Source organism: Bradyrhizobium sp. SMVTL-02 (assembly GCF_051853005.1).
Taxonomy (GTDB): Bacteria; Pseudomonadota; Alphaproteobacteria; order Rhizobiales; family Xanthobacteraceae; genus Bradyrhizobium.
Genome location: NZ_CP182469.1, coordinates 8,284,294 through 8,308,046, shown reverse-complemented (window position 1 = coordinate 8,308,046; position 23,753 = coordinate 8,284,294). Strand labels below are relative to the sequence as shown.

Below are 23,753 nucleotides of genomic sequence, written 5' to 3'. Positions count from 1 at the left end.
AATGTCGCGCTGAGCCGGTAAATCGAGGGACGATTTTTCCGGGAGAGAACGACAATGGACGCCGCCGAACTGCGCCAGATGCAGGCCCCGATCAAGGAGCGCTACAAGGCCGATCCCAAGGCCGCGCTGATCACCTTGAAGGCCAAGGGTTCCACCGAGGGCGAAGGTATCGCGTGCAAGGTCGAGACCGGCCGCGCCATCGCGATGGCTGGCCTGCATCCCGCCACCGGCGGCTCCGGGCTCGAGCTCTGCTCCGGCGACATGCTGCTCGAAGCGCTGGTGGCCTGCGCCGGCGTCACGCTGAAATCGGTCGCCACCGCGATCGAGGTGCCGCTGAAGACCGGCAACGTCTATGCCGAGGGCGATCTCGATTTCCGCGGCACGCTCGGCGTCGACAAGGAGACGCCGGTCGGCTTCGCCGAAATCCGCCTCCGCTTCGAGGTCGAGACGCCGGCGCCGCAGGACAAGCTCGATCTGCTGCTGAAACTCACCGAGCGTTACTGCGTGGTCTACCAGACCATCAAGAACGGCCCGAAGGTCTCGGTGTCGATGCAAAGGATGTGACTGCCCACCTCTCCCATAGGGAGAGGTCGCGCCGAAGGCGAGGGTGAGGGGTTGCGCTCCCTCGTGGGACCTGAAGCCCTCACCCGATTTGCTGCGCAAATCGACCTCTCCTTCGGGAGAGCTGAACGAGCCCGCGGAAAATTCCTCAACAATAATATCCCGCGTGAAATGTCCCTCGACTTCCACTTCATCCTCTTCCTGCTCTTGCGCATGGCGATCGCGGCAGCGTTCGTCGTGACGGCGTCGATGATCGCCGAGCGCTCGGGTCCGGTGATCGGCGCGCTGGTCGCGACCCTGCCGATCTCGGCAGGCCCCTCCTACGTCTTCCTCGCGCTCGACCACGACGCCGCCTTCGTCGCGCAGGGCGCGCTGGCAAGCCTGCCGGTCAATGCGGCGACGATCTTCATGTGCCTTACCTATGTCGTGCTGTCGCAGCGGCACGGCATGCTCGTGAGTTGCGGAAGCGCCATCGCGGTGTGGATCGTGCTTGCCTCGATCATCCGCCAGTTCGAGTGGACGCTCACAGCCGGCCTTGCCGCCAACCTGATCGCATTCGGCATCTGCATTCCGCTGCTCGCAGGCTATCGCCATGCGAAAATGCCGCTGGTGACGCGCCGCTGGTATGACGTCCCGATGCGGGCTGGGCTGGTCGCGACCCTCGTCGCCATCGTGGTCTCGACCTCCGGCTGGGTCGGTCCGCGCATCAGCGGCATCATCGCGCTGTACCCCGTGGTGTTCTCCAGCATCATGCTGATCCTGCATCCGCGCATCGGCGGTCCCCCGACGGCGGCCGTGCTCGCCAACTCCGCCTGGGGCCTGCTCGGATTCGGTATGGCGATCGCAGTGATGCACGTTGCGGTCGTTAAATCTGGATCGGTGATTGGTCTTTTTCTGGCGCTTGCAACCTGCGTGACGTGGAACTTGATGCTGTGGTGGGATGGGCGCCGAAGGCAGCGCATTGAAGCGTAAGCATTCCGTACAGAAATTTTGCGGTGATCCGCCTCGTAGTTCTCCGGTGCTCGGCCGCGGGTTTTTGATAGCGTCGTTAATTTAATCTTTGTGCCTTGTCCGTAAATATACTTGTCAGCGGCGGCGGCCGCCCACGTCAAATGCGGCGGCCTACAGTTCCACTAGAATCGAGCGACCGGCGAGCCGAAATTTTCGAGCGCGCGGGCAACGCTGGCTGCGTCATGAAAAACGATTTCTCAGCGAGGAGACATTTGGATGTTCGGTCGCAAGTCCCATAGTGATGCACAGGCGCGGCTCGATGCCATTGGCCGCTCGCAGGCGATGGTCGAATTCAAACTCGATGGGACGATCATCACGGCCAACAAGAATTTTCTCGATGCGCTCGGCTATCGGCTCGACGAGATCCAGGGCAATCATCACTCCATGTTCCTGCCGGCCGAACAGCGCGCGACCGCCGAGTACAAGGCTTTCTGGGCCGCACTGAATCGTGGCGAGTATCAGGCCCGCGAGTTCAAGCGAATCGCGAAGGGCGGCCGCGAGGTCTGGATCGAAGCATCCTACAACCCGGTGCTCGACGGCGACGGCAAGGCGGTGATGGTCGCCAAGATTGCGACCGACATCACCGAGAAGAAGATCCGGAGCATGACCGATGCCTCGAAGATCGCCGCCAGCAGCCGTGCCCAGGCCGTGATCGAGTTCAAGCTCGATGGCACCATCGTCGCCGCCAACGAGAATTTCTGCAAGGCACTCGGCTATTCGCTTGCCGAGATCCAGGGCAAGCATCACAGCATGTTCGTCGCACCGGCCGAACGGGATGGTGCCACCTATCGCGAGTTCTGGGCGAAGCTCAACCGTGGTGAATACCAGGCCGGCGAGTTCAAGCGGATCGGCAAGGGCGGCCGCGAAGTCTGGATCCTTGCTTCCTACAATCCTCTGCTCGACGAGAACGGCAAGCCGTTCGGCGTGGTCAAGTATGCAACCGACATTACCGTGGAAAAGCTGAAGAACGCCGACCGAGCCGGGCAGATCGAGGCGATCGACAAGGCGCAGGCCGTGATCGAGTTCAACATGGACGGCACGATCATCACGGCGAATGCCAACTTCCTCGCCACGCTCGGCTATTCCCTGGCCGAGATCAAGGGCAAGCATCACAGCATGTTCGTCGAGCCCGCCGAGCGCGACGGCGCCGCCTATCGCGAGTTCTGGGCCACGCTCGGCCGCGGCCAGTACCAGGCAGGGGAATACAAGCGCATCGGCAAGGGTGGCAAGGAGGTCTACATCCAGGCCTCCTACAACCCGATCCTCGATCTCAACGGCAAGCCGTTCAAGGTCGTGAAATATGCCACCGACACCACGCGGCAGGTGCTGGTCCGCATGGGGAACGAGCGCGTCCGCGCCATGATGGAATCGGTCGCCGCCGGGTCCGAGGAGCTGAACGCCTCGGTGCGGGAGATTTCGGAGGCGATGACCAAATCGCGCGAGACGGCGATGAGCGCGGTGGACCAGGTCGCCGCCGCTGACGCCCAGGCGCAGCGCCTCACCGAGGCGGCGCAGGCGATGAGCGGCATCGTCGAGATGATCAACAACATCACCGGCCAAATCAACCTGCTCGCGCTCAACGCCACGATCGAATCCGCCCGCGCCGGCGAAGCCGGCCGCGGTTTCGCAGTGGTCGCTTCCGAAGTGAAGAGCCTCGCCAACCAGGCCAAGCAGGCGACCGACAAGATTGGCCAGGAGATCGGCAGCCTCAACGGCATCTCCGGCGACGTCGTCAGCGCGCTCGGCTCGATCAAGCAGGCGATCAACAATGTCAGCGAATACGTGACCTCGACCGCCGCCGCCGTCGAGGAGCAGAGCACGGTCACGAACGAGATGTCGACCAGCATGCAGCGCGCCGCCGCGGAAGCCGCGGCGATCGCGGCGCGGGCGTAGGGGAGAACTGTTGGGTGGATTAGCAAGCGGCTGCGCGAAGCGCAGTCCGCCGGCGTAACCACCTCTTTCATTTCCCAGGAGACAGAAGGGGTGGCTTACACCTTCACTGCTTCGGCAGCCTGGCCTTCAATGCATACAGCGCATCGAGCGCCTCGCGCGGAGACATCTCGTCAGGGTGCAGCGCCTTCACGGCTTCCATCAACAGCTCGGCCCCGCTCGGCGGCGCGGCTTCGGCGGCGGCGCGGGAAGGGACCGCGAACAGCGGCAGATCGTCCACCAGCGCACGCGCGGTCTGGCCGCGGTCCTGCGCCTCCAGCTTGGAAAGCACGGATTTGGCGCGCGTGATCACCGCGGCTGGCAGGCCGGCGAGCTTGGCCACCTGAATGCCGTAGGAGCGGTCGGCCGAGCCCGGCAGCACCTCGTGCAGGAACACGACATTGCCCTGCCATTCCTTCACCCGCACCGTCGCATTGAACATGCGCGGCAGCTTGGCCGAGAGAGCGGTCAGCTCGTGATAATGCGTCGCGAACAGCGTGCGGCAGCGGTTGCTCTCGTGCAGATGCTCGATCGCGGCCCAGGCGATCGAGAGGCCGTCGAAGGTCGCGGTGCCGCGGCCGATCTCATCTAGGATCACGAGCGAGCGCTCGCCGGCCTGGTTCAGGATCGCCGCGGTCTCGACCATCTCCACCATGAAGGTGGAGCGGCCGCGGGCGAGATCATCGGCGGCGCCGACGCGCGAGAACAGGCGGTCGATGATGCCGATTCGTGCGCGCGTCGCCGGCACGAAGCTGCCGATCTGGGCGAGCAGCGCAATCAACGCGTTCTGGCGCAGGAAGGTCGATTTACCGGCCATGTTGGGGCCGGTCAGCAGCCAGAGCTGGCCGAATTTCTGCGCGGGGCCAGGCGAGAGATCGCAGGCATTGGCGATGAACGGCTCGCCGTTGCGCTTGAGCGCCTGTTCGACCACGGGATGGCGGCCGGCTTCGATCGCGAAAGCGAGCGAGCCGTCGACCTCAGGCCGCACGTAGTTCTCGTCGACGGCGAGCTTGGCCAGCGACGTCGCAACGTCGAGCAGCGCAAATCCTTGCGCTGCCGCGCGCAGATCGTCGCTGATCTCGAGCGCCTTGGCGCAGAGCTTCTCGAAGATCTCGAGCTCGAGCCCGAGCGCGCGATCACCCGCATTGGCGATCTTGGCTTCGATCTCGCCGAGCTCGGCAGTCGTGAAGCGCACCTGGCCCGCCAGCGTCTGACGGTGGATGAAGGTCGCGTTCAGCGGCGCCGACATCAGCTTGTCGCCGTGCTGTGCGGTGACCTCGACGAAATAGCCGAGCACGTTGTTGTGTCGGATCTTGAGGCCCTTCACGCCGGTGTCGTCGGCGTAGCGGGCCTGCATCGAGGCGACCACGAGGCGCGAGGCGTCGCGCAGGTTCCGGGCTTCGTCGAGCGCGGGCTCATAGCCCTGGCGAACGAAGCCGCCATCGCGCTTGATCAGCGGCAGCTGCTCGTCGAGCGCGCGGGCGAATTCAGCGGCAAGCTCGCGCGACGGCCGCTTCAGCGCCGCCATCACCGCTGCGATCTCCTGCGGCGGCTGGTCGAGCTCGCCGAGCCGCGCCAGCACCTGGTCGGCGGCCAGGATGCCGTCGCGGAGGCCGGCGAGATCGCGCGGGCCGCCGCGGCCGACCGAGAGACGGGCCAGCGCGCGAGACATGTCCGGCGCGCCGCGCAAAATGCTGCGAATGTCTTCCCGTGTGGCCGAGTCCGTTACGAAGGTGCCGACCGCATCGAGGCGACGCGCGATGGCCGACGCATCGGTCAGTGGTGCCGCCAGCCGCTGCGCGAGCAGACGCGAGCCGGCCGAGGTCACGGTGCAGTCGATGGCGTCGAGCAGCGAGCCGCGGCGCTCGCCCGCGAGCGTCCGCGTCAGCTCGAGATTGGCGCGGGTGGCCGGATCGATCGCCATGGTCGCGCCCGAGGCCTCGCGCGCGGGCGGCGACAGCGGCGGATGCTTGCCGACCTGGGTGCGGTCGACATAGGTGACGGCCGCAGCCGCGGCCGTGGCTTCCAGACGTGTGAGCTGCGCCAGCCCATCCATGGTCGCGACCGCAAAATAGTCGCAGAGGCGCTTCTCGGCGGTGGGGCCGTCGAAGACGTCGCGGGTCAGCGGCGTCACCGCCGGCAGCTCGCGCAGGGTCTGGCCGAGCTCGCTGTCGTTATAGAGCGCGTCGGTGACGATCGCCTCGTTCGGGTTGATGCGCGCCAGCGTCGCGGCGAGCTCGCCGCCCGAAACCTCGGTCACCACGAATTCGGCCGTCGAGATGTCGATCCAGGCGAGCCCGAAGCGGTCGCCGCCTGCGGACGAACGCGCCCGCGCGATCGCCAGCAGGTAATTGTTGGCGCGCGCATCGAGCAGCGTGTCCTCGGTCAGCGTGCCCGGCGTGACCAGCCGCACCACACCGCGGCGCACGACGCTCTTGTTGCCGCGCGCTTTCGCGGCCGCAGGATCCTCGGTCTGCTCGCAGACCGCGACCCGGTGGCCGGCCGAGATCAGGCGGTGCAGATAATCCTCGGAGCGCTCGACCGGCACGCCGCACATCGGGATGTCGGCGCCCTGATGCTTGCCGCGCTTGGTCAGCACGATGCCGAGCGTCCTCGAGGCAATCTCGGCGTCCTCGAAGAACAGCTCGTAGAAATCGCCCATCCGGTAGAACAGCAAGAGGCCCTGATGCGCCGCCTTGATCTCGAGGTACTGTTCCATCATCGGCGTGACGCGCGCAACGGCTTCCGCCTGCGGTGCGGGCGCTTCGTCGGGCGGCGGTACGGGTATCGGCTGTTGCATGGTCATGGGCGGCGCAACCTACAAAATTTCGCCCTGTGCTCCTATCGGTTTGGCCGGCAGGAGCGGGTTTTCCACGTTGTCCGCACCGCGGCATGCGTGGCGGGCCGCAGGCCCCTGCAGATCGCACGCGAAACCGTCAATTGACCTGCCGCGGGCGCCCTCCTAAAACTCCGCCGACATTGAAGAATTTGGCCGGATCGCGGCATTCAGGGAGAACAACGATGCGTGACGTCTTTATCTGCGATGCCGTGCGGACCCCGATCGGCCGTTTCGGCGGCTCGCTCGCCAAAGTGCGCGCCGACGATCTCGCCGCAGCCCCGATCAAGGCGCTGATGGCCAAGCATCCCGATCTCGACTGGGCGCAGGTGGACGAAGTCTTCCTCGGCTGTGCCAACCAGGCCGGCGAGGACAACCGCAACGTCGCGCGCATGGCGCTGCTGCTGGCGGGCCTTCCGGACTCGGTTCCCGGCCAGACCCTGAACCGGCTCTGCGCCTCCGGCCTCGATGCGGTCGGCGCCGCGGGCCGCGCCATCCGCTCCGGCGAGATCGAGCTTGCGATTGCCGGTGGCGTCGAATCCATGACCCGCGCACCTTTCGTGATGGGCAAGGCGCAGGAAGCGTTCTCGCGTTCGGCCGAGATATTCGACACCACCATCGGCTGGCGCTTCATCAATCCGCTGCTCAAGGCGCAGTACGGCGTCGATGCGATGCCGGAGACCGGCGAGAACGTCGCCGAGGAATTCCAGGTCTCGCGCACCGACCAGGATGCCTTCGCGATCCGCTCGCAGCAGCGCGCGGGCAAGGCGATCGCGGCGGGGTATTTCGCGGAAGAAATAACGCCCATCACCATTCCCGGCGGCAAGGCTGGCCCCATCACGGTCGACAAGGACGAACATCCGCGCCCTGAGACCACGCTGGAAGGTTTGGCAAAACTGAAGCCGATCGTGCGCAATCCGGGCACGGTCACCGCCGGCAACGCCTCCGGCGTCAATGACGGCGCCGCCGCGATGATCCTCGCTTCCGAAGCTGCCGTGAAGAAGCACGGCCTGACGCCCCGCGCGCGCATCCTCGGCCTCGCCTCGGCCGGCGTGCCGCCCCGCATCATGGGCATCGGTCCGGTGCCGGCCACCCGCAAGCTGATGGAGCGTCTCGGCAAGAAGATCAGCGATTTCGACCTGATCGAGCTCAACGAGGCCTTCGCCTCGCAGGGCATCGCCTGCATGCGCCAGCTCGGCGTTGCCGACGATGCCGACTTCGTCAATCCGCATGGCGGTGCCATCGCGCTCGGCCATCCCCTCGGCATGAGCGGCGCACGCCTCGTGCTCACCGCCGTGCACGGCATGGAGAAGCGCGGCGGCAAGCTGGCTCTGGCCACCATGTGCGTTGGCGTCGGCCAGGGTGTCGCGGTCGCGATCGAGAAGCTGAACTGAGCTCTCTCTCCCCCTGCTCCCCGCTTGCGGGGAGAGGGGGGAGGGGGAATCTCCGCAAGGCCGGTGAAAGTCGGACACCCGGCGAGCCCCCTTTACCCGCCGCGCCTTGCGCGCCGGCCTCTTCCGGCAAGCGGAGAGGCGAAGAAGCCGGGTTCGCGCGGTGTCTCTCGCATCCCGGAATGAAAGTGAGAAAATAGCCCATGATCATCGAGCGCGAGCAGGATGTCACGGCCGCGGCCCTGGCAGTTATGGAGCGGACATCCGATCCGCGGCTGCGCCAGATCATGATCTCCCTGGTCAAGCACCTGCACGCCTTCGTGCGCGACGTTCGCCTGACCGAGAAGGAGTTTCGCGAGGCCACCGCGGTCATCGCCGAGCTCGGCCAGCTGACCACCGACACCCACAACGAAGTCGTGCTGATGGCGGGCTCGCTCGGCGTGTCCCCGCTGGTGTGCCTGCTCAATAATGGGGACAACGGCAATACCGAAACCGATCAGTCGCTGCTCGGACCGTTCTGGCGGCTGAACTCGCCGCGGGTCGAGAATGGCGGATCGATCGTGCGCTCGGAGACACCGGGTGCGCCGCTGTTCGTCAACGGCCGCGTCGTCGACAAGCACGGTCGTCCTGTCGCGGGCGCGGAGGTCGATGTGTGGCACGCTTCTCCCGTTGGCCTCTATGAGAACCAGGATCCTGAGCAGGCCGACATGAACCTGCGCGGCAAGTTCACGACCGACCAGCACGGACGCTTCGCCTTCCGCTCGGTGATGATGATCGGCTATCCCATTCCGACCAATGGCGTGGTCGGCCGCCTGCTCGAGGCGCAGAGCCGCCATCCCTATCGCCCGGCGCATCTGCATGCCCTGATCTTCAAGCCGGGATTCAAGACGCTGATCTCCCAGGTCTACGATCCCGCCGATCCGCATATCGACAGCGACGTGCAATTCGGGGTGACGCAGGCGTTGATCGGCAAGTTCCAGCGCCACGATACCCCGCATCCGACTGCGCCCGACGTGTCGATGCCCTGGTACTCGCTGGACCACACCTACAGGCTCGAACCCGGCGAGGCCGTGCTGCCGCGTCCGCCGATAAAATAGGGGCGGCGGAGGAGGCCTAAACCCGCTTCCCCAAATTAGTTATATCCTATAATGAATGGCGGAAGCGTTGACCGGCTGGACCGACAATGGCCGGGGAGGAGTTCGCCAATGACATTCATCTATCCCGTCGCCAGCAACAAGGCGCATCCGCTGCCGCTGTCGCCCGAGTACAAGAGCTCGATCAAGCGGGCGCCGAACAAGCCCTTGATCCCGATGCGTCACACACTGTCGGAATTGACCGGCCCGGTCTACGGCCACGAGACCGTGCGCGCGGGCGACAACGATCTGACCACGCAACATAGTGGCGAGCCGATCGGCGAGCGCATCATCGTGCACGGCCATGTGCGCGACGAGGACGGCCGCGGTGTACCGAACTCGCTGGTCGAGATCTGGCAGGCCAATTCCTGCGGCCGCTACGTCCACGTCAGCGACCAGCATCCGGCGCCGCTCGATCCGAATTTCACCGGCGCCGGCCGCACCGTGAGCGATGCCGCCGGCTACTACCGCTTCGTCACCATCAAGCCCGGCGCCTATCCCTGGGGCAATCACCACAATGCCTGGCGTCCCGCGCACATCCATCTCTCGGTGTTCGGCCATTCCTTCGTCACGCGCCTGGTGACGCAGATGTACTTCCCGGCCGACCCGTTATTTCCGTTCGACCCGATCTTCAACTCGGTGCCGGACGAGAAGGCGCGCGCGCGGATGGTCTCGTCGTTCGACCTCGAGAACACCCAGCCCGGATGGGCGCTGTGCTACCGTTTTGACATCGTGCTGCGCGGCAAGAACGCCACGCCCATGGAGAACCACTAACGTGCAGGATAACGGGATCACCCCATCGCAGACCGTCGGTCCGTTCTTCAAGTACGGCCTGGCGCCGACCGGCGAATACGCCTGGAATGACGCGTTCACCAATTCGACGCTGACGCCCGACGTCACCGGCGATCGCGTCCGCATCGAAGGCCGCGTGTTCGACGGCGACGGCGTCGTCGTGCCTGACTGCTTGCTGGAGATCTGGCAGGCCGATGCGCAAGGGCGCTTCGCCGACCCGCAGGACAAGCGCGCGCTGCCCAATGCCAGCTTCCGCGGCTTCGCCCGCTGCGGCACCGACGAGGACGGCAACTATTCCTTCGACACCATCAAGCCGGGCGTGGTGCCTGATCCCGATGGCAGGCCGCAGGCACCGCACATCCTGCTTGCCGTCTTCGGCCGTGGCATGCTGCGGCATCTCTACACCCGGATCTATTTCAGCGATGAGGCCGGCAACGCCGCCGATCCGGTGCTGGCGCTGGTGCCCGCCGAGCGCCGCGCCACGCTGACCGCGGTGCGCGAGGCCGGCAAGCCGGTCTATCGCCTCGACCTGCATTTGCAGGGCGACGACGAGACGGTGTTCTTCGACGTCTGAGGCAATGCGTCGCCGCGAGGCCTGGTCGCCGCGACGCGACCCAGGTCGCACGCACCAGATCGCCAAATCCACCGAGGAGATCGGGCGCCTCATCGCGGAGATCCAGGCCTCGACACAGGCGGCCGTGGACGCGACCGAGGCCATGGGAAGTCACATCGTCGAGATCGACGGCGTTGCGACCTCGGTCGCCGCCGCGATGGAAGAGCAGGACGCGGCGACCCGGGAGATCGCGCGAACGATCTCCGAATCTGCCTCCGCCGCAAAGGCCGTCTCGGCCAAGATCGGCCCGCTGGTGCCCGGGATCGTGATCGTGCAGTATGGCGCGGGACAGGGGCATCGTGGTCATGACACCTCCACAATTGCCGGCGGTCGTTGAGCCCGCCCGACTGACGGCTGCGCTGCGCCGGGGCGGCGTGCTGGACGCTGGCGCGGTGCGCGAGGTGAAGGTGCTGCACCAGCGTGACACCGTCGTGTCACATATCGTCAGGCTCGGCCTGCGTTATGTCGGCGAATCCGCGGGCGCTCCGCAGTCGCTGATCCTCAAGACTCCCAATTCCGCTTTCGCCGAGAGCCTCGCCAATGGCGGCCGGCGCGAGGTGGACTACTACACGCAGCTCGCGCCGAAGATGCCGCCGGGACTCGTTCCGCGTTGCTTTGACGGGCATTTCGACGAGGGCGGCCCCATCTGGCATCTGCTGCTCGAGGACCTCACCGACAGCCACGAAATCGGGATGGCCTGGCCGGTGCCGCCGTCGCGCGAGCAGACGTTCGCCATCGTCACCACGCTGGCACGCTGGCATGCGGCCTGGTGGGACCATCCGAGCCTCGGCGACACCGTCGGGACCTGGGCGAGCACCGAGGAAAGCGCGCAACGCATGGAGACGTTTGCGGGCCATTATGACCGCTTCGCCGACCTTCTCGGCAATCGCCTCAGCGAGGAGCGGCGGATTCTGTACCGCCGGCTCATCGATCAATCGGAGCGGCTGTCCGAGCGTTACCATTCGCGTCGTCATCTCAGCATCACGCATGGCGACGCCAACACCTGGAATTTCCTGCTGCCGCGCGCGGGCGTCGCCGACACCGTGCGCATCTTCGATTTCGATCTCTGGAGCATCGACGTCCCGACCCACGACCTCGCCTATATGATGGCGATGCATTGGTATCCGGAACGCCGCCAGGCGCTCGAACGCCCGCTGCTCACTCTCTACCACGACACGCTGATCGAAAGCGGCATCACCGGCTACACGCGCGGCGCGCTCGATCGCGACTACCGCTGGGCGGTGCTCTGGCAGATCACGCGGCCCGTCTGGCAGTGGAGCATCAACATCCCGCCGCTGATCTGGTGGAACAATCTGGAGCGCGTGATGATCGCGGTCGAGGATTTGGGGTGTGAGGAGTTGTTGGGGTAGCGGAGCGAATGAGGTGCGGCGGCGCCCCACTTCTCCGTGTCGTCCCGGCCTACGCCCGCCCTTCGCCGGGACCACGGCGGGACCTTGCTACTCCATCACCGCATGTTCCGGCCCCGCGGCCTGCTTGCGCAGCGTGGCCTTGGTCGAGCCGATCATCAGCGCCAGCGGGATGGTGCAGAGGATGAAGATCATCACCAGCATGTAGTCGTGCGCGAAGGCGATGATCTGCGCCTGCACGCCGACCATCCGGTCGGCCATGGCGCGGCCGGCGTCGGTGGAGAGGTTGATGATGCCGCGCACGTCCGGCATCTGCAGGGCGTGGTTGAACGGGTTGATGTGCTCGGACAGGATCGCATAGGTCCGTCGCGTACCCTGCGTCAGCTCGGCGATGACGACCGAAATGCCGGCCGAGCTCGCAACATTGCGCATCAGGGTCAGCATGGCGGTGCCGTCGGTGCGCAGATGGTTCGGCAGGGTCAGGAACGAGACCGTCGAGAGCGGCACGAAGACGAGACCGAAGCCAAAGCCCTGGATGACGCTGACGGTGACGATCTCGGGCACCTGGGTCAGGTCGGTCCAGCCGGTCATCTGGAATAGCGAGCCCGCGGTCAGCGACAGGCCGGTGATGATCAGCGTACGGGCCTCGAAATAGCGCATCATGCGGCCGACCAGCATCATGGCGAAGAAGGTGCCGAAACCGCGGCTCGCCAGCAGCAGGCCGGCGGTGATGATGGGATAGCCGATCACATTCTGCATGTAGGGCGAGGCCAGCGCCATGGTCGAGAACAGCACGAGGCCCATCACGATCATGAACACGCAGCCGGTGACGAAGTTGCGGTCCCGGAACAGCGCGAAGCGGATGAACGGCGTCGACGTTGTTAAGGAGTGCGCGAGGAAGAAGTAGAAGGCGACGGCCGAGACGATGAATTCCGCGATGATCTCGTTGGATTCCAGCCAGCCGAGCTGTTCGCCGCGGTCGAGCGCGAGCTGGAGCGATCCGATCGCGATCGCCAGGGCAGCGAAACCAAGCCAGTCGAATTTGAGGCTGAGGTTCTTCTCCGTCTCGTCCATGAAGACGATCAGTCCGAGCACGGTGATGGCGCCGAACGGCAAATTGACGAAGAACACCCAGTGCCAGGAATAGGTCTCGGTCAGCCAGGCGCCGAGGGAGGGGCCCATGATCGGGCCCATCATCACGCCCATGCCCCAGATCGACATCGCCTTGGCGCGCTCCTGGAGCGTGTAATAATCGAGCATGACCGACTGCGACAGCGGCACCAGCGCTGCGCCGAATACGCCTTGCAGCAGGCGGAACAGCACCATCTGGTTGATGTCCTGCGCGAGGCCGCACAGCACCGACGCCAGGGTGAAGCCGGCCGAGCAGATGATGAAGATGCGCTTGCGGCCGAAGCGGTTGGCGATCCAGCCCACCGGCGCGGTCATGATCGCCGCGGCGACGATGTAGGAGGTCAGCACCCAGTTGATCTGGTCCTGCGAGGCCGACAGCGTGCCCTGCATGTAGGGCAGGGCGACGTTGGCGATGGTGGTGTCCAGCGCCTGCATGATGGTCGCGGTCATGGCGCAGATCGTCACCATGTTCCGGCGCAGGCCGGGGACCATCAGGCTGGCATTGGGGCCGGACATGGAGTCAGTCCTTACTCTTTATCCTGGCTCGCGGTCGCCGACAGGCCGAGCAGGCCGGCGAGCGAACGCTTGTGGCCGGTGTCGATGGTGGCATAGACGCTCATGCCTGCCTTCAGCTTCTTCACGTATTTGTCGGTCTCGTCGAAATAGATTCGGATCGGCACGCGCTGCACCACCTTGACGAAATTGCCGGTGGCGTTCTGCGGCGGCAGGATCGCGAACTGCGCGCCGGTGCCGGGCGAGAGCGAGCCGATCTTGCCCTTGAAGACGTGGTTGGGGAAGGCGTCGACCTCGAGCGTGACCGGCTGGCCTTCGGTGACATAGGTGAGGTCGCTCTCTTTCGGATTGGCGTCGACCCAGGGACGGGCGATATCGACGATGGAGAACACCGCTGTGCCGGCGGCAACGAAGCGCCCGAGCTGGATCTGCTCGACCTGCGTCGCGACGCCGTCCATCGGCGCGCGCAGCACGGTGTGATCGAGATTGCGCTGGGCGTCGTCGAGCTTTGCCTTGGCCTGCGCATAGGGAGGGAACTGCTCGAGCGGCAGGTTGGGATCGCCTAGCAATTGCGTCTTTGCGTTGGACAGCTGCTGCTTGACGAACTGCGTCTGTGCGCCTGCCGTTACCAGTGCGTTCGCGGCGTTGTCGAGATCGAGCTGGGAGCCGTAATTGTTCTTCACCAGCGCCTGCTTGCGCTCGACGTCGCGCTGCTTCAGGTCGACGCCCTGCTGGGCGAGGTTGAGCATGTCGCCGAAGATCTTGATGTTGGCGATGAGATTGTCGTAGGTCGTGCGCGCCTGGGCGAGCTGTGCCTTGGCCTCGTCCACCGCATGGCGGAACGGTACGGGGTCGATCTCGAACAGCTCGTCGCCTTGCTTGACGGACTGCCCTTCTTTCACGAGGACCTTCTGGATCTTGCCGGAGATGTCGGGCGTCACCAGCACCTTCTGCGCGCCGACATAGGCATCGTCGGTGCCGACATAGCGTCCGCCGTTGAGATAGAAGGTGACGCCGCCGATGGCGGCAATCACGGGCAGCACGACCATCAGCAGGAAGCGGCGATAGCGGCGCAGGCCGGCGAGCAGGCGGCGGCGCGGATCGGCGCCGGCCTTCTCGGTGGGTTTGCCGCTGTCCGACCTCTGCTCGGGCTGGAACTTGAGAACCTGATCAGCCATAGCGCTGCTCCTTGCGTGCTTGCTCCGCGCCTGATGTCTGGATCGCGTTGCGCACGTTTTCCTTGATTGTTTCGAGTTGGGTGAGGAGACGGTGGGCGTCCGCCGGGCTGATGCCGTCGAGCGCGTTGGCCGTGAGCTCCGACTTCAGGCCGCTCATCCGGCCGAGCAGCTGCCGCCCGGCCTTCTTGAGATAGAGGCGCTTGACGCGGCGGTCCGAGGCGTCGCTGCGGCGCTCGATCCAGTCGCTGTCGCAGAGCTTGTCGATCAGGCGCGTCAGCGTAATCGGCTGCACCTCGAGCAACTCGGCGAGTTCGGACTGCTTCATGCCCTCGCTGCGCTCCACCTTGGCCAGCACCGCCCATTGCGCGCGGGTGATGCCGAACCGCGAGGCCTCCTTGTCGGCATAAACGCGGAGCAGGCGGTAAAGCTCGGCGAGCGTAAACAGGAAGTTCTGGTCCACGGACCCGCGGGTCATGAGCTTTGTCTCCAATGAGCTTAGGATAATATAAGCAAGCTTATGATTTTTTAGTGGCAGATTATCGGGACGCAGTCCCGCGGGCTGAGCATGGCTGGCAACCCGCCGCCGGTGATGCTTTGGGTTCCACCGCCGGAAATGCTAGAACGCAGGCCGCATGACCCTCGCAAAACCGGCCTTTCCCGCGCCTGACCATGATCACGGCCGCTGCACCGCGGACGCGCTGGCGCATGCCGAGGAGGTTTGCGAGCAGCGCGCGCAGAAATTCACGCCGATTCGCCGCCAGGTGCTGGGCGCCTTGCTTGCCAGCCATCGACCGCTCGGCGCCTACGAGGTGATCGACGAGCTGGCAAAATCGATGGCGCGGCCGGCGCCGATCACGGTTTATCGTGCTCTCGATTTCTTGATGGCCAACGGTCTCGTGCACCGCATCGAGAGCCGCAATGCCTATCTCGCCTGTGCCGCCCATGATCACGATTCGACCTCGGCGGTGGCGTTCCTGATCTGCGAGCGCTGTGGTCTGGTTGGAGAGATCCCGTCGGGGTCCTTCGCCGGGGATCTCAATGCCGCGGCGCGCAGCTCGGGCTTTGCGCCAAAGCTGTCTGTGGTGGAGATCACCGGCGTCTGCGCCCATTGTCAGAAAATGTCTTGAAGCAACAACGGCGCAAAGCCGGATTTTTGGGAAGAAATGTCCGCACCTCAAGCCAACCCGTCCGCCGGCCGTCCGCTCAGCGCCGGCGCCATCGCCCTGATGCTCATGCTGTGCCTGACCTGGGGATTCAACCAGATCGCGGTGAAGCTGGTGCTGCCGGACATCCCGCCGATGCTGCAGGCGATGATCCGCTCGATGGGCGCGCTGCCGGTGCTGTTCATCATCGGCACCCTGCGCGGCGTGAAATTCTTCGAGCGTGACGGCACGTGGAAGGCCGGTCTGATCGCAGGGCTGATGTTCGGCGTCGAGTTCGTGCTGATTTTCCAGGGCCTGCGCCTCACCTCCGCCTCTCGCGCGGTGGTGTTCCTCTACACCGCTCCGTTCTTCGTCGCGCTCGGCTCCTACCAGGTTCTCGGCGAGCGGCTTGGCGCCTCGCAATGGCTGGGTCTTGCCGTCAGCTTTGCCGGCGTCGCGCTCGCGATCGGCGTGCCGCAGCCCAATGTCGATTCGCACGTCCTGCTCGGCGATCTCCTGATCGTCGGCGGCGCCGGGCTGTGGGCGGCCACCACGCTGGTCGCCAAGGGCACGCGGCTGCGCTTCGCCGCGCCCGAGAAAGCGCTGGGCTACCAGGTCGCGACCTCGATCCCGATCCTGGGATTGGCGGCCTGGCTGTTTGGCGAGTCCATAACCCACACGCCGGCGCCGCTGTCCCTCGGCCTGATGGCCTTCCAGGCGATCTGGGTGGTGGGAACGACGTTCACGCTTTGGTTCGCGCTGGTGAAGGCCTATTCGGCCAGCAAATTGTCGGCTTTTACCTTCATCACCCCTTTGTTTGGCGTGGTGGGTAGCTATTTCATCATGCACGACACCTTGAGCCTGACATTCGGCGCCGCCGCGGTCCTTGTAATTGCTGGGCTTTTTCTGGTTAACCGTCCGAGCCCGACGGCTGCGGCGCCGCGCGATGCATTGCTGAACGTCACCAAAACCTGATATCTGGACGCCATGAACAAGCTCGAAAACCCTCTCGATTCAGACATCGCAGGCCCCGCGCCCCGGCATCGGACCATCCAGGTCAAGGTCGGCAACGTCGCCGTCGGCGGCGGTGCGCCGATCGTCGTGCAGTCGATGACCAACACCGACACCGCCGATATCGACGGCACCATCGCCCAGGTCGCAGCGCTTGCGCGCGCCGGTTCCGAAATGGTGCGCATCACCGTGGACCGCGAGGAGGCCGCGGCCGCCGTTCCGCACATCCGCGACGGCCTCGCCAAGCGCGGCATCACCACGCCGCTGATCGGCGACTTCCACTATATCGGCCACAAGCTGCTCGCGGCCTATCCGGCCTGCGCCGAGGCGCTCGCCAAGTACCGCATCAATCCCGGCAATGTCGGCTTCAAGGACAAGCGCGACACCCAGTTCGCCGACATCATCGAGATCGCGAACAAGAACAATAAGCCGGTCCGCATCGGCGCCAATTGGGGCTCGCTCGACCAGGAATTGCTGACCAGGCTGATGGACGAGAACGCCGCCTCGCCGAATCCGCGCGACGTCCGCGCGGTGACGCGCGAGGCCATGGTGCAGTCCGCGCTGCTCTCGGCCGCGCGCGCCGAAGAGCTTGGCATGCCCAAGGACCGCATCATCCTCTCCGCCAAGGTCTCGGCGGTGCAGGATCTCATCGCGGTCTATCAGGATCTCGCGGCTCGTTCCGACTACGCCATCCATCTCGGCCTCACCGAGGCCGGCATGGGCTCGAAGGGCATCGTGGCGTCCTCGGCCGCGCTCGGCATCCTGCTGCAGCAGGGTATCGGCGACACCATCCGCATCTCGCTGACGCCGGAGCCCGGCGGCGACCGCACCCGCGAGGTGCAGGTCGGCCAGGAACTGCTGCAGACCATGGGCTTCCGCACCTTCGTGCCGCTGGTTGCGGCCTGCCCCGGCTGCGGCCGCACCACCTCGACCACGTTCCAAGAGCTGGCACGCTCGATCCAGGATTTCATCCGCGACGAGATGCCGACCTGGAAGACGAAATATCCCGGCGTTGAAGAGCTCAACGTCGCGGTGATGGGCTGTATCGTCAACGGCCCCGGCGAATCCAAGCACGCCAATATCGGCATCTCGCTGCCGGGCACCGGCGAAGCGCCGGCCGCGCCCGTCTTCGTCGACGGCAAGAAGTTCCGCACGCTGCGCGGCCCGACCATCTCCGCCGACTTCAAGGCGCTGGTGATCGACTATATCGACCAGCGCTACGGTCAGGGCGCCAAGGTGCCGGCACCTGCGGCGGAGTAATTTTTACTCCGCTCGCGTTCCACACACTTCCATCGTTCCGGCGAAGGCCGGGACGACGGCTGTGTTTGCAGCGCAGATTGCACATCCATTGCCACACGTTACCATGCTCCCAATCAACAACGATCGGGAGACATGCCATGAGCTCACTCGCCGGCAAGCAAGGCCCGCGCTATCGCCATACGGCCGATGACGGCGCGCCATACGAAACGCTTCAGGTCGAGAAGCTCACCCCCATCATCGGCGCCGAAATCTCCGGCGTCGACATCGGCAAGCTCGTCGAGGGCGATGCCCGCTCCAACCGGCAGATGGACGAGATCCACCGCGCGCTCGCCGAAAACCTCGTCATCTTCTTCCGCGACCAGCACATCACGCCGCAGCAGCACCTCGCCTTCGGCCGCAAGTTCGGTGAATTGCATTTCCATCCCGCAGCTCCCCATGAGGACGAAGACCCGGCGCTGATGAAGATCTACGCCGACAAGAATTCGCCGCGCGCTAATGGCGAGGGCTGGCACTCGGACGTGTCCTGCGACCTCGAGCCGCCGATGGGCTCGATCCTCTACATCAAGCAATGCCCGCCGCGCGGCGGCGACACGCTGTTCGCCAACATGTATGCGGCCTATGAGGCTCTGTCGGACCGCATGAAGGCCTATCTAGACGGGCTCACGGCGCTGCACGACGGCGAACCGATCTATCGCGGGCTCTACGCGAATTATGGCGTCGCCGATCGTCCCTCCTATCCGCACGCCGAACATCCCGTCCTGCGCACGCATCCGGTTACCGGCAGGAAGGCGCTCTACGTCAACCGCGGCTTCACCCGCCACATCAATGGCATTCCCCGCGACGAGAGCGATGCAATGCTCGCCTATCTCTACCAGCACGCCGAAAACCCGTTGTTCCAGTGCCGCTTTCGCTGGACCGAGAATGCCATCGCCTTCTGGGACAACCGCTGCACCCAGCACCGCGCGATGTGGGACTACTGGCCGCACACGCGCTCGGGCACACGCGTGACGGTGAAGGGGGAGAGGCCGGTTTGAGGCCTTTGATGCGGCCTGTAACAGCGGCAAGATCCTGCAAATGGTTCACGGTCAATAGCTCGGCGTTGACGTTCCCTTTCGTCCGCGCCAATCTTCCCAAAAACCAATCGGGAGGAGCAGCCATGCTCCGTGCCGAGTGCAACAAATTCCTGACCGAGTCCGGTTCCGGAACGGGCTTCGTCGGCCGGCCGCGGATTGCGGCAGCGGAGTAAGGCTTGTCGCTAGGACGTGGCGTCGTCGCAATTCTTCTCGTGTCGCTGGCCGCGCTGTCGCTGCCGTCGATCGATGCGGGCCGTGCTGCTCCGGTCCGGAAGGTTGCGAAAGTCAGACCTCAGCCGCCGCCATCACCGGCCAAATGCGAGATGCCGAAATTCCGGATCGTCGTGGATGTCGGTCACACTCCGGACTCCTACGGCGCCCTCAGCGCGCGCAACGATCCGGAATTCGGCTTCAATTTCCGGCTCGCAAGTCTCATCACGGCGAAGCTCAAGTCCGAAGGCTTTGCCGCCACCCGCCTGCTCGTCACGGACGGCAAGGCACGGCCGAGCCTGTTCAAGCGCGTCGGCGCTGCCAATGACGGGCGCGCCGATCTCTTCCTGTCGGTTCACCACGATTCGGTGCCGGACAAGCTACTCGAGGCCTGGGAATTTGACGGTGCAAACAGCTATTTCAGCGATCGATTTTCGGGCCACTCGCTGTTCGTCTCCGAGCGCAATCCGCACTTCACCACCAGTCTCAAGCTGGCCCGGATGATCGGCAGACAGTTGAAGGAGCAGGGTCTGCATTATGCCAGCCAATACACCTTGCCGGTGATGGGCCGCTACCAGCGCCAGCTGCTCGACAAGGATGTCGGCGTGTACCGCTATGACGGACTCATCGTGCTGTCGCGAACGAGAAGCGCCGCCGTGCTGCTTGAAGCCGGCTCCATCATCAATCGCGACGAGGAGATGGAGATGAACTCGGCGGAACGGCAGGAGCTGATTGCGGGGGCCGTGGCCGCGGCGGTGGGGGAATTTTGCGAGAAGCGGTAGATCGCTCCGACGCTTCGGCCCGTCATTGCGAGCACCGCGAAGCAATCCGGAGTCTTTCCGCGGCGGCAGCCTGGATTGCTTCGCTGCGCTCGCAATGACGGGAAGCTACAGCGGCCCGCCCCGATACTCCCGGTTCGCCAGGCTCGCCTCCTCCAGGTCCAGGTCCCGCTCGATCCGGCGCCTCGTCTCGTCCGTGATCTGGCCGTTGCGGAGAAGGCCGTGGATGAATTTTCGTTCGGCCTCGATCAGGTTGCGGGTTAGCGCGGTGCCGGCGGCGGAGACGTCGTGGTGGGCGGGATCGAGTGAATCCGGCAGCTGGTTAACGCGGATCTCGTGGCGGGCGCGCAGCAGCCGCATCACCTCGTCGGAGATGTCCTTTTCCGCGGTCAACGCATCGAGCGACTTCAGCGCGGCCTCGAGCGCCTGGCGTCGCGCCGCGATCTCGGCCTCGTGCTCGGCGACATGCTCGTGGCGGCCCGCCTCGGCGACGCCGAGCCAGCGCACCACGGGCGGCAGCGTCAGGCCGACGCCGATCAGCGTCACGAAGATGACGCCGAAGGCGACGAACAGGATCAGGTCACGATACGGGAAGGCCTCGCCGCTGGGCAGCGTGAACGGCAGTGCCAGCGCGGCGGCCAGAGACACCGCGCCGCGCACGCCGGTGAAGGCGAGCACGAACGGCCATTGCCATGGCGGCGACGGGTCCCGCTCGCGCAGCGATTTGGAGAGGATCCGCGGCAGATAGGTCGCGGGATAGAGCCAGGCGAAGCGCGCGGTCACGATGATGGTCAGAACGACGGCGGTCGCGATCAGGATGTCGTCGAGCGGAAACGCCTTCGACTTCTCGTAGAGCGCGCGCATCTGGAAGCCGGTGAGCAGGAACAGCAGGCCCTCGATCAGGTAGATGATGAGGTCCCAGAAGAAGATGCCCTGCAGGCGCGTCGCCGAGGAGATCAGCAGCGGGCCGTTCCAGCTGACATAGAGACCGCAGGCCACGGTCGCGATCACGCCGGAGCCGCCGACATGCTCGGGCAGCCAATAGGAGACGTAAGGCGTGATCAGCGACAGCGTCAGCTCGACCTGGGGATCCCTCGACCATTTGCGGAAGCGCAACGAAAGCCAGCCGACGCCGATGCCGAAGGCGATCTCGCTGGCCACGATCAGCAGGAACTCGCCTGCCGCCAGCGGCAGCGAGAAATGTCCGACCATGATCGCGGCCAGCGCGAAGCGGTAGAGGATCAGCGCGGTGGCGTCATTGGCGAGCCCTTCGCCTTCGAGGATGACGACGAGCCGGCGCGGCAAGTTGAGCCGGCGCGCGATCGCGAGCGGCGCCACCACGTCGGGCGGCGCGACGATGGCCCCGAGCAGGAATCCCACCGTCAAGGGCAGGCCGATCAGATAATGTGTGGCGGCCGCCACCAGCGCCGCGGTGAAGATCACCGCGCCGACCGCGAGCAGCACGATCGGCCGCAGATTGTTCCTGAACTCGCGCCAGCTCATGGCGACGCTTGCGGAATAGATCAGCGGCGGCAGCACCATCAGCAGCACCAGTTCCGGCGGCAGCTCGACCGGGGGCATGCCCGGCACGAAGGCGAGGCCGACGCCGGAGAGCATCAGCAGGATCGCAGGCGCGATGTTGAAACGGCGGGCGACGAGCGCGGTGCCCGCCAGCACCGCGAGCAGGATGAGGAAGGTCTGGAATTTCGCTGCGATCATGGCCTGTCTTCGCCCGGAAGCGGCCATGAGGTCAATGCGCGGGCCTTACGCCAGCCGTTCCGCCACCATGCGTCCGATGCGGGCAAAAGCGGACGCGATCTGCGCCGCATTCGGCGTGCCGCCCTGGGTATAGGCCGCGATCAGGATCGGCGCATCGGGCTTGTTGTCGAACTTGGGCCAGACGACCGCGATATCGCCCGACGCATCCTTGCCGTTGTTGCCGGTCTTGTCGCCGATCTTCCAGTCCGCCGGCAGGCCGCCGCGCAGCCGGTTCGCGCCGGTCTTGCAGTTCACCATCCAGTCGGTGAGCTGGACGCGTGAGGCCTGCGACAGCGCCTCGCCCAGCACCAGCCGCCGCAGATTGTTCGCCATCGCCGCCGGCGTCGTGGTGTCATGGGGATTGCCGGGCGGCGAGCGGTTGAGCTCGGGCTCGTTGTGGTCGAGCCGGGAGGTGGTGTCACCAAGTGATCGCCAGAATGCGGTAAGCGCGGCCGGCCCGCCGATCCGTGCCAGCAGCAGATTGGCGCAGGTGTTGTCGCTGAGCTCGACGATTGCCTTGCACATCTCGCCGACCGACATCTTGCCGGCCGCGAGATTCTGCTTGGCCACCGGAGCGTATTCCAGCAGATCCGCCTCGCCATAAGGGATCATGGCCGCAAGCTGCTCTTCGCCGCGATCGACGCGCGCCAGCACGCAGGCCGCGAGCGGGGCCTTGAACGTCGAGCACATGACGAAGCGCTCGTCGGCCCGCCAGGCGAGCTTCTTGCCGGTCGCGAGATTCTCTGCATAGAGCCCGATCCGTCCGCCGCTGTCGCGCTCATAGGATTCGAGCTCTGGCGGCGCTTCCGCGGCAAGCGTGGGAGACGCGGCCATCCAGGCGAGCGAGGCGAGCAGGGAGCGGCGATCGAGAAGCATGGGGGACTTTCAGGCGGGTGAGTGGGAAGACGTAGCGTACGCTTTATCCGCGCCGTCATTGCGAGCACAGCGAAGCAATCCAGAGTCTTTCCGCGGCGGGATTTTGCTCCGTCGCAAGGGCTCCTCGCAATGACGCGGCGAGAGCGGAGCTCGCAATGACGGAGAATGAGGGGCAAGCGCGCCCGAATTCGGGCAGCGCGAGAGTACTCCCTCACTCCCTCAGGTCATACCTGTACGATTTCGATACGATCTGCCAGCCGTCGGCGAGCTTCATCGCGACCAGATAGTCGGTGAAGTAGCGCGGCGGCAGCTGGCAACGCACCTTGATGAAGGCGGTCTTGTCGTCGGAGCGGTCGATGGTGACGATGAAATCCTCACGCGGTTTGCCTTCGGCTTTCGCGGAGGCGCGCTTGCGTACCCAGGCGAGCCAGTCCGGTACGGTCAGGATCTTCAGCTCGCCGTTTTCCACCCAGCGCAGATCGGCGGACGGATGGAAGACGGCGCCGAGCTTTTCGGCATCACCCTCATAGAGCCCGTCAAAATAGGATTGCACGACGGCTTCGACGCTCGAACGGTTCTGGCTCATGGGTCATCCCTTTGCAGATGGCTTGGGCGGAACTTAATCGTACACATCAAAATGCGCTATGGGTGTGTCAGCCAATTGCGCGAAGGCGTCGCCATGACCGGATCAGAAAGTTCGAACGCTCGTATCCTGTCCGGCGAATGCTATTGCCGCACGGTACGCTTTGAAGTGACCGACGCGTTCTCCTATGCGATGAACTGCCACTGTTCGAACTGCCGCCGCACCACCGGCTCCGCCTTCAAGCCGTTCGCCGGCATCGCGCAGGAGGAGCTCCGCATCGTCCAGGGCGGCGACCAGCGGCTTATTTACGGGGACCAGGTCACCCATGACGCCCACTGTGCCCGATGCGGCTCGCTGCTCTATTCCCGGGTGCGGGAGGGGAAATGGGTCCATGTCGCCATGGGAACCCTGGTCGATGCCCCCTCGATCCGCCCGAGCGCCCATATTTTCGTGGGCTCGAAGGCGCCTTGGCACGAGATCACGGACGATCTTCCGCAATATCGGGCGCATGTCGGCGATCCCTAGAGGAACCTGGCCCGCGCCCGCTTGTGTCGCCGAACCCCGACCGCGCTGGCGTGACAAACATAAAGGGTCTTTCCGCCCGTC

The 23,753-nt window shown here is 65.2% G+C and carries 21 protein-coding genes and 1 pseudogene; 15 read left to right on the top strand and 7 right to left on the bottom strand.

Features of this window, described 5'->3' with window-relative positions:
• Positions 1 to 54: 54 nt before the first annotated feature.
• From ACNJYB_RS39725 to ACNJYB_RS39715, 3 genes are all read left to right on the top strand, one after another.
• On the top strand, positions 55 to 564 hold the full coding sequence (locus tag ACNJYB_RS39725) for an OsmC family protein (protein WP_439371968.1): 510 nt from the start codon (positions 55 to 57) through the stop codon (positions 562 to 564).
• Positions 565 to 732: 168 nt separating this feature from the next.
• Positions 733 to 1,533, top strand: coding sequence for a hypothetical protein (locus tag ACNJYB_RS39720; protein WP_439371966.1), 801 nt, complete (start codon positions 733 to 735; stop codon positions 1,531 to 1,533).
• Between the two features lie 255 nt (positions 1,534 to 1,788).
• On the top strand, positions 1,789 to 3,465 hold the full coding sequence (locus ACNJYB_RS39715; RefSeq protein WP_439371964.1) for a PAS domain-containing protein: 1,677 nt from the start codon (positions 1,789 to 1,791) through the stop codon (positions 3,463 to 3,465).
• A 103-nt stretch (positions 3,466 to 3,568) separates the two neighbouring features.
• Here the strand turns inward: ACNJYB_RS39715 and mutS are convergent, their stop codons facing one another.
• Positions 3,569 to 6,307, bottom strand: coding sequence for a DNA mismatch repair protein MutS (gene mutS / locus ACNJYB_RS39710; protein ID WP_439371962.1), 2,739 nt, complete (start codon positions 6,305 to 6,307; stop codon positions 3,569 to 3,571).
• A 215-nt stretch (positions 6,308 to 6,522) separates the two neighbouring features.
• On the opposite strand from mutS, the gene pcaF reads away from it, so the two are divergent.
• The 6 genes and pseudogenes from pcaF to ACNJYB_RS39680 all read left to right on the top strand — a co-directional run bounded on the left by pcaF (position 6,523) and on the right by ACNJYB_RS39680 (position 11,636).
• Positions 6,523 to 7,731 carry a 3-oxoadipyl-CoA thiolase gene (gene pcaF / locus ACNJYB_RS39705; RefSeq protein WP_439371961.1) on the top strand — a complete coding sequence of 403 codons (1,209 nt, stop codon included), beginning with the start codon at positions 6,523 to 6,525 and terminating at the stop codon, positions 7,729 to 7,731.
• Positions 7,732 to 7,931: 200 nt separating this feature from the next.
• Entirely contained in the window at positions 7,932 to 8,825 is an 894-nt protein-coding gene (locus tag ACNJYB_RS39700; protein WP_439371960.1) for a dioxygenase, read from the top strand.
• Positions 8,826 to 8,933: 108 nt separating this feature from the next.
• Positions 8,934 to 9,635 (top strand): protocatechuate 3,4-dioxygenase subunit beta, encoded by a 702-nt coding sequence (gene pcaH, locus ACNJYB_RS39695; protein WP_439371959.1) that lies wholly within the window; start codon positions 8,934 to 8,936, stop codon positions 9,633 to 9,635.
• 1 nt (position 9,636) lies between these two features.
• Positions 9,637 to 10,227: a protocatechuate 3,4-dioxygenase subunit alpha gene (pcaG, locus tag ACNJYB_RS39690; RefSeq protein ID WP_439371957.1), complete on the top strand. Its 591-nt coding sequence runs from the start codon at positions 9,637 to 9,639 to the stop codon at positions 10,225 to 10,227.
• Positions 10,228 to 10,282: 55 nt separating this feature from the next.
• A pseudogene (locus ACNJYB_RS39685) lies at positions 10,283 to 10,513 on the top strand (methyl-accepting chemotaxis protein); the annotation flags it as partial.
• Between the two features lie 31 nt (positions 10,514 to 10,544).
• Positions 10,545 to 11,636, top strand: a complete 1,092-nt coding sequence (locus ACNJYB_RS39680) for a phosphotransferase (protein WP_439371955.1) — start codon at positions 10,545 to 10,547, stop codon at positions 11,634 to 11,636.
• A gap of 87 nt (positions 11,637 to 11,723) precedes the next feature.
• On the opposite strand, the gene ACNJYB_RS39675 is transcribed toward ACNJYB_RS39680, so the two are convergent.
• The 3 genes from ACNJYB_RS39675 to ACNJYB_RS39665 are packed head-to-tail and all read right to left on the bottom strand — an operon-like array spanning position 11,724 to position 14,930.
• Entirely contained in the window at positions 11,724 to 13,280 is a 1,557-nt protein-coding gene (locus tag ACNJYB_RS39675; protein WP_439371954.1) for an MDR family MFS transporter, read from the bottom strand.
• 11 nt (positions 13,281 to 13,291) lie between these two features.
• Positions 13,292 to 14,455 carry an HlyD family secretion protein gene (locus ACNJYB_RS39670; RefSeq protein ID WP_439371952.1) on the bottom strand — a complete coding sequence of 388 codons (1,164 nt, stop codon included), beginning with the start codon at positions 14,453 to 14,455 and terminating at the stop codon, positions 13,292 to 13,294.
• Entirely contained in the window at positions 14,448 to 14,930 is a 483-nt protein-coding gene (locus tag ACNJYB_RS39665) for a MarR family winged helix-turn-helix transcriptional regulator (RefSeq protein WP_211403568.1), read from the bottom strand. Before ACNJYB_RS39665 ends, ACNJYB_RS39670 begins: the two co-directional genes overlap by 8 nt.
• A 157-nt stretch (positions 14,931 to 15,087) precedes the next feature.
• Here ACNJYB_RS39665 and ACNJYB_RS39660 point away from each other — a divergent pair, with 157 nt between their 5' ends.
• The 5 genes from ACNJYB_RS39660 (at position 15,088) to ACNJYB_RS39640 (ending at position 19,933) form a co-directional block, all read left to right on the top strand.
• Entirely contained in the window at positions 15,088 to 15,582 is a 495-nt protein-coding gene (locus ACNJYB_RS39660; RefSeq protein ID WP_439371950.1) for a Fur family transcriptional regulator, read from the top strand.
• 36 nt (positions 15,583 to 15,618) lie between these two features.
• The gene (locus ACNJYB_RS39655) at positions 15,619 to 16,572 is read left to right on the top strand and encodes a DMT family transporter (RefSeq protein ID WP_439371948.1); all 954 of its coding nucleotides are present in this window, start codon (positions 15,619 to 15,621) and stop codon (positions 16,570 to 16,572) included.
• A gap of 12 nt (positions 16,573 to 16,584) precedes the next feature.
• On the top strand, positions 16,585 to 17,868 hold the full coding sequence (gene ispG, locus ACNJYB_RS39650; RefSeq protein ID WP_439371947.1) for a flavodoxin-dependent (E)-4-hydroxy-3-methylbut-2-enyl-diphosphate synthase: 1,284 nt from the start codon (positions 16,585 to 16,587) through the stop codon (positions 17,866 to 17,868).
• Positions 17,869 to 18,005: 137 nt separating this feature from the next.
• A complete protein-coding gene (locus ACNJYB_RS39645; protein WP_439371946.1) occupies positions 18,006 to 18,902 on the top strand; it encodes a TauD/TfdA dioxygenase family protein in 897 nt (298 codons plus the stop codon).
• Between the two features lie 215 nt (positions 18,903 to 19,117).
• A complete protein-coding gene (locus ACNJYB_RS39640; protein WP_439371944.1) occupies positions 19,118 to 19,933 on the top strand; it encodes an N-acetylmuramoyl-L-alanine amidase in 816 nt (271 codons plus the stop codon).
• Positions 19,934 to 20,038: 105 nt separating this feature from the next.
• Here the strand turns inward: ACNJYB_RS39640 and ACNJYB_RS39635 are convergent, their stop codons facing one another.
• The 3 genes from ACNJYB_RS39635 to ACNJYB_RS39625 all read right to left on the bottom strand — a co-directional run bounded on the left by ACNJYB_RS39635 (position 20,039) and on the right by ACNJYB_RS39625 (position 23,150).
• Entirely contained in the window at positions 20,039 to 21,649 is a 1,611-nt protein-coding gene (locus ACNJYB_RS39635) for a Na+/H+ antiporter (RefSeq protein ID WP_439371942.1), read from the bottom strand.
• Between the two features lie 45 nt (positions 21,650 to 21,694).
• Positions 21,695 to 22,564, bottom strand: coding sequence for a class A beta-lactamase (bla, locus tag ACNJYB_RS39630; RefSeq protein WP_439371940.1), 870 nt, complete (start codon positions 22,562 to 22,564; stop codon positions 21,695 to 21,697).
• Between the two features lie 211 nt (positions 22,565 to 22,775).
• The gene (locus ACNJYB_RS39625) at positions 22,776 to 23,150 is read right to left on the bottom strand and encodes a nuclear transport factor 2 family protein (protein ID WP_439371939.1); all 375 of its coding nucleotides are present in this window, start codon (positions 23,148 to 23,150) and stop codon (positions 22,776 to 22,778) included.
• Positions 23,151 to 23,243: 93 nt separating this feature from the next.
• On the opposite strand from ACNJYB_RS39625, the gene ACNJYB_RS39620 reads away from it, so the two are divergent.
• Complete coding sequence (locus tag ACNJYB_RS39620) at positions 23,244 to 23,672, top strand: GFA family protein (protein ID WP_439371938.1); 429 nt, start codon at positions 23,244 to 23,246, stop codon at positions 23,670 to 23,672.
• The last annotated feature ends 81 nt before the right edge of the window (positions 23,673 to 23,753 follow it).

Excerpts from the sequence above, each read along its gene's own strand:
- ACNJYB_RS39680 (WP_439371955.1), top strand. The coding sequence starts at position 10,545 with ATGGCGCGGGACAGGGGCATCGTGGTCATGACACCTCCACAATTGCCG.
- ACNJYB_RS39635 (WP_439371942.1), bottom strand. The coding sequence starts at position 21,649 with ATGATCGCAGCGAAATTCCAGACCTTCCTCATCCTGCTCGCGGTGCTG.
- ACNJYB_RS39645 (WP_439371946.1), top strand. The coding sequence starts at position 18,006 with ATGAGCTCACTCGCCGGCAAGCAAGGCCCGCGCTATCGCCATACGGCC.
- bla (WP_439371940.1), bottom strand. The coding sequence starts at position 22,564 with ATGCTTCTCGATCGCCGCTCCCTGCTCGCCTCGCTCGCCTGGATGGCC.
- ACNJYB_RS39660 (WP_439371950.1), top strand. The coding sequence starts at position 15,088 with ATGACCCTCGCAAAACCGGCCTTTCCCGCGCCTGACCATGATCACGGC.
- pcaF (WP_439371961.1), top strand. The coding sequence starts at position 6,523 with ATGCGTGACGTCTTTATCTGCGATGCCGTGCGGACCCCGATCGGCCGT.
- ACNJYB_RS39720 (WP_439371966.1), top strand. The coding sequence starts at position 733 with ATGTCCCTCGACTTCCACTTCATCCTCTTCCTGCTCTTGCGCATGGCG.
- ACNJYB_RS39700 (WP_439371960.1), top strand. The coding sequence starts at position 7,932 with ATGATCATCGAGCGCGAGCAGGATGTCACGGCCGCGGCCCTGGCAGTT.
- pcaH (WP_439371959.1), top strand. The coding sequence starts at position 8,934 with ATGACATTCATCTATCCCGTCGCCAGCAACAAGGCGCATCCGCTGCCG.
- ispG (WP_439371947.1), top strand. The coding sequence starts at position 16,585 with ATGAACAAGCTCGAAAACCCTCTCGATTCAGACATCGCAGGCCCCGCG.
- ACNJYB_RS39725 (WP_439371968.1), top strand. The coding sequence starts at position 55 with ATGGACGCCGCCGAACTGCGCCAGATGCAGGCCCCGATCAAGGAGCGC.
- ACNJYB_RS39665 (WP_211403568.1), bottom strand. The coding sequence starts at position 14,930 with ATGACCCGCGGGTCCGTGGACCAGAACTTCCTGTTTACGCTCGCCGAG.
- ACNJYB_RS39715 (WP_439371964.1), top strand. The coding sequence starts at position 1,789 with ATGTTCGGTCGCAAGTCCCATAGTGATGCACAGGCGCGGCTCGATGCC.
- mutS (WP_439371962.1), bottom strand. The coding sequence starts at position 6,307 with ATGACCATGCAACAGCCGATACCCGTACCGCCGCCCGACGAAGCGCCC.
- ACNJYB_RS39675 (WP_439371954.1), bottom strand. The coding sequence starts at position 13,280 with ATGTCCGGCCCCAATGCCAGCCTGATGGTCCCCGGCCTGCGCCGGAAC.
- ACNJYB_RS39625 (WP_439371939.1), bottom strand. The coding sequence starts at position 23,150 with ATGAGCCAGAACCGTTCGAGCGTCGAAGCCGTCGTGCAATCCTATTTT.
- ACNJYB_RS39655 (WP_439371948.1), top strand. The coding sequence starts at position 15,619 with ATGTCCGCACCTCAAGCCAACCCGTCCGCCGGCCGTCCGCTCAGCGCC.
- ACNJYB_RS39620 (WP_439371938.1), top strand. The coding sequence starts at position 23,244 with ATGACCGGATCAGAAAGTTCGAACGCTCGTATCCTGTCCGGCGAATGC.
- ACNJYB_RS39670 (WP_439371952.1), bottom strand. The coding sequence starts at position 14,455 with ATGGCTGATCAGGTTCTCAAGTTCCAGCCCGAGCAGAGGTCGGACAGC.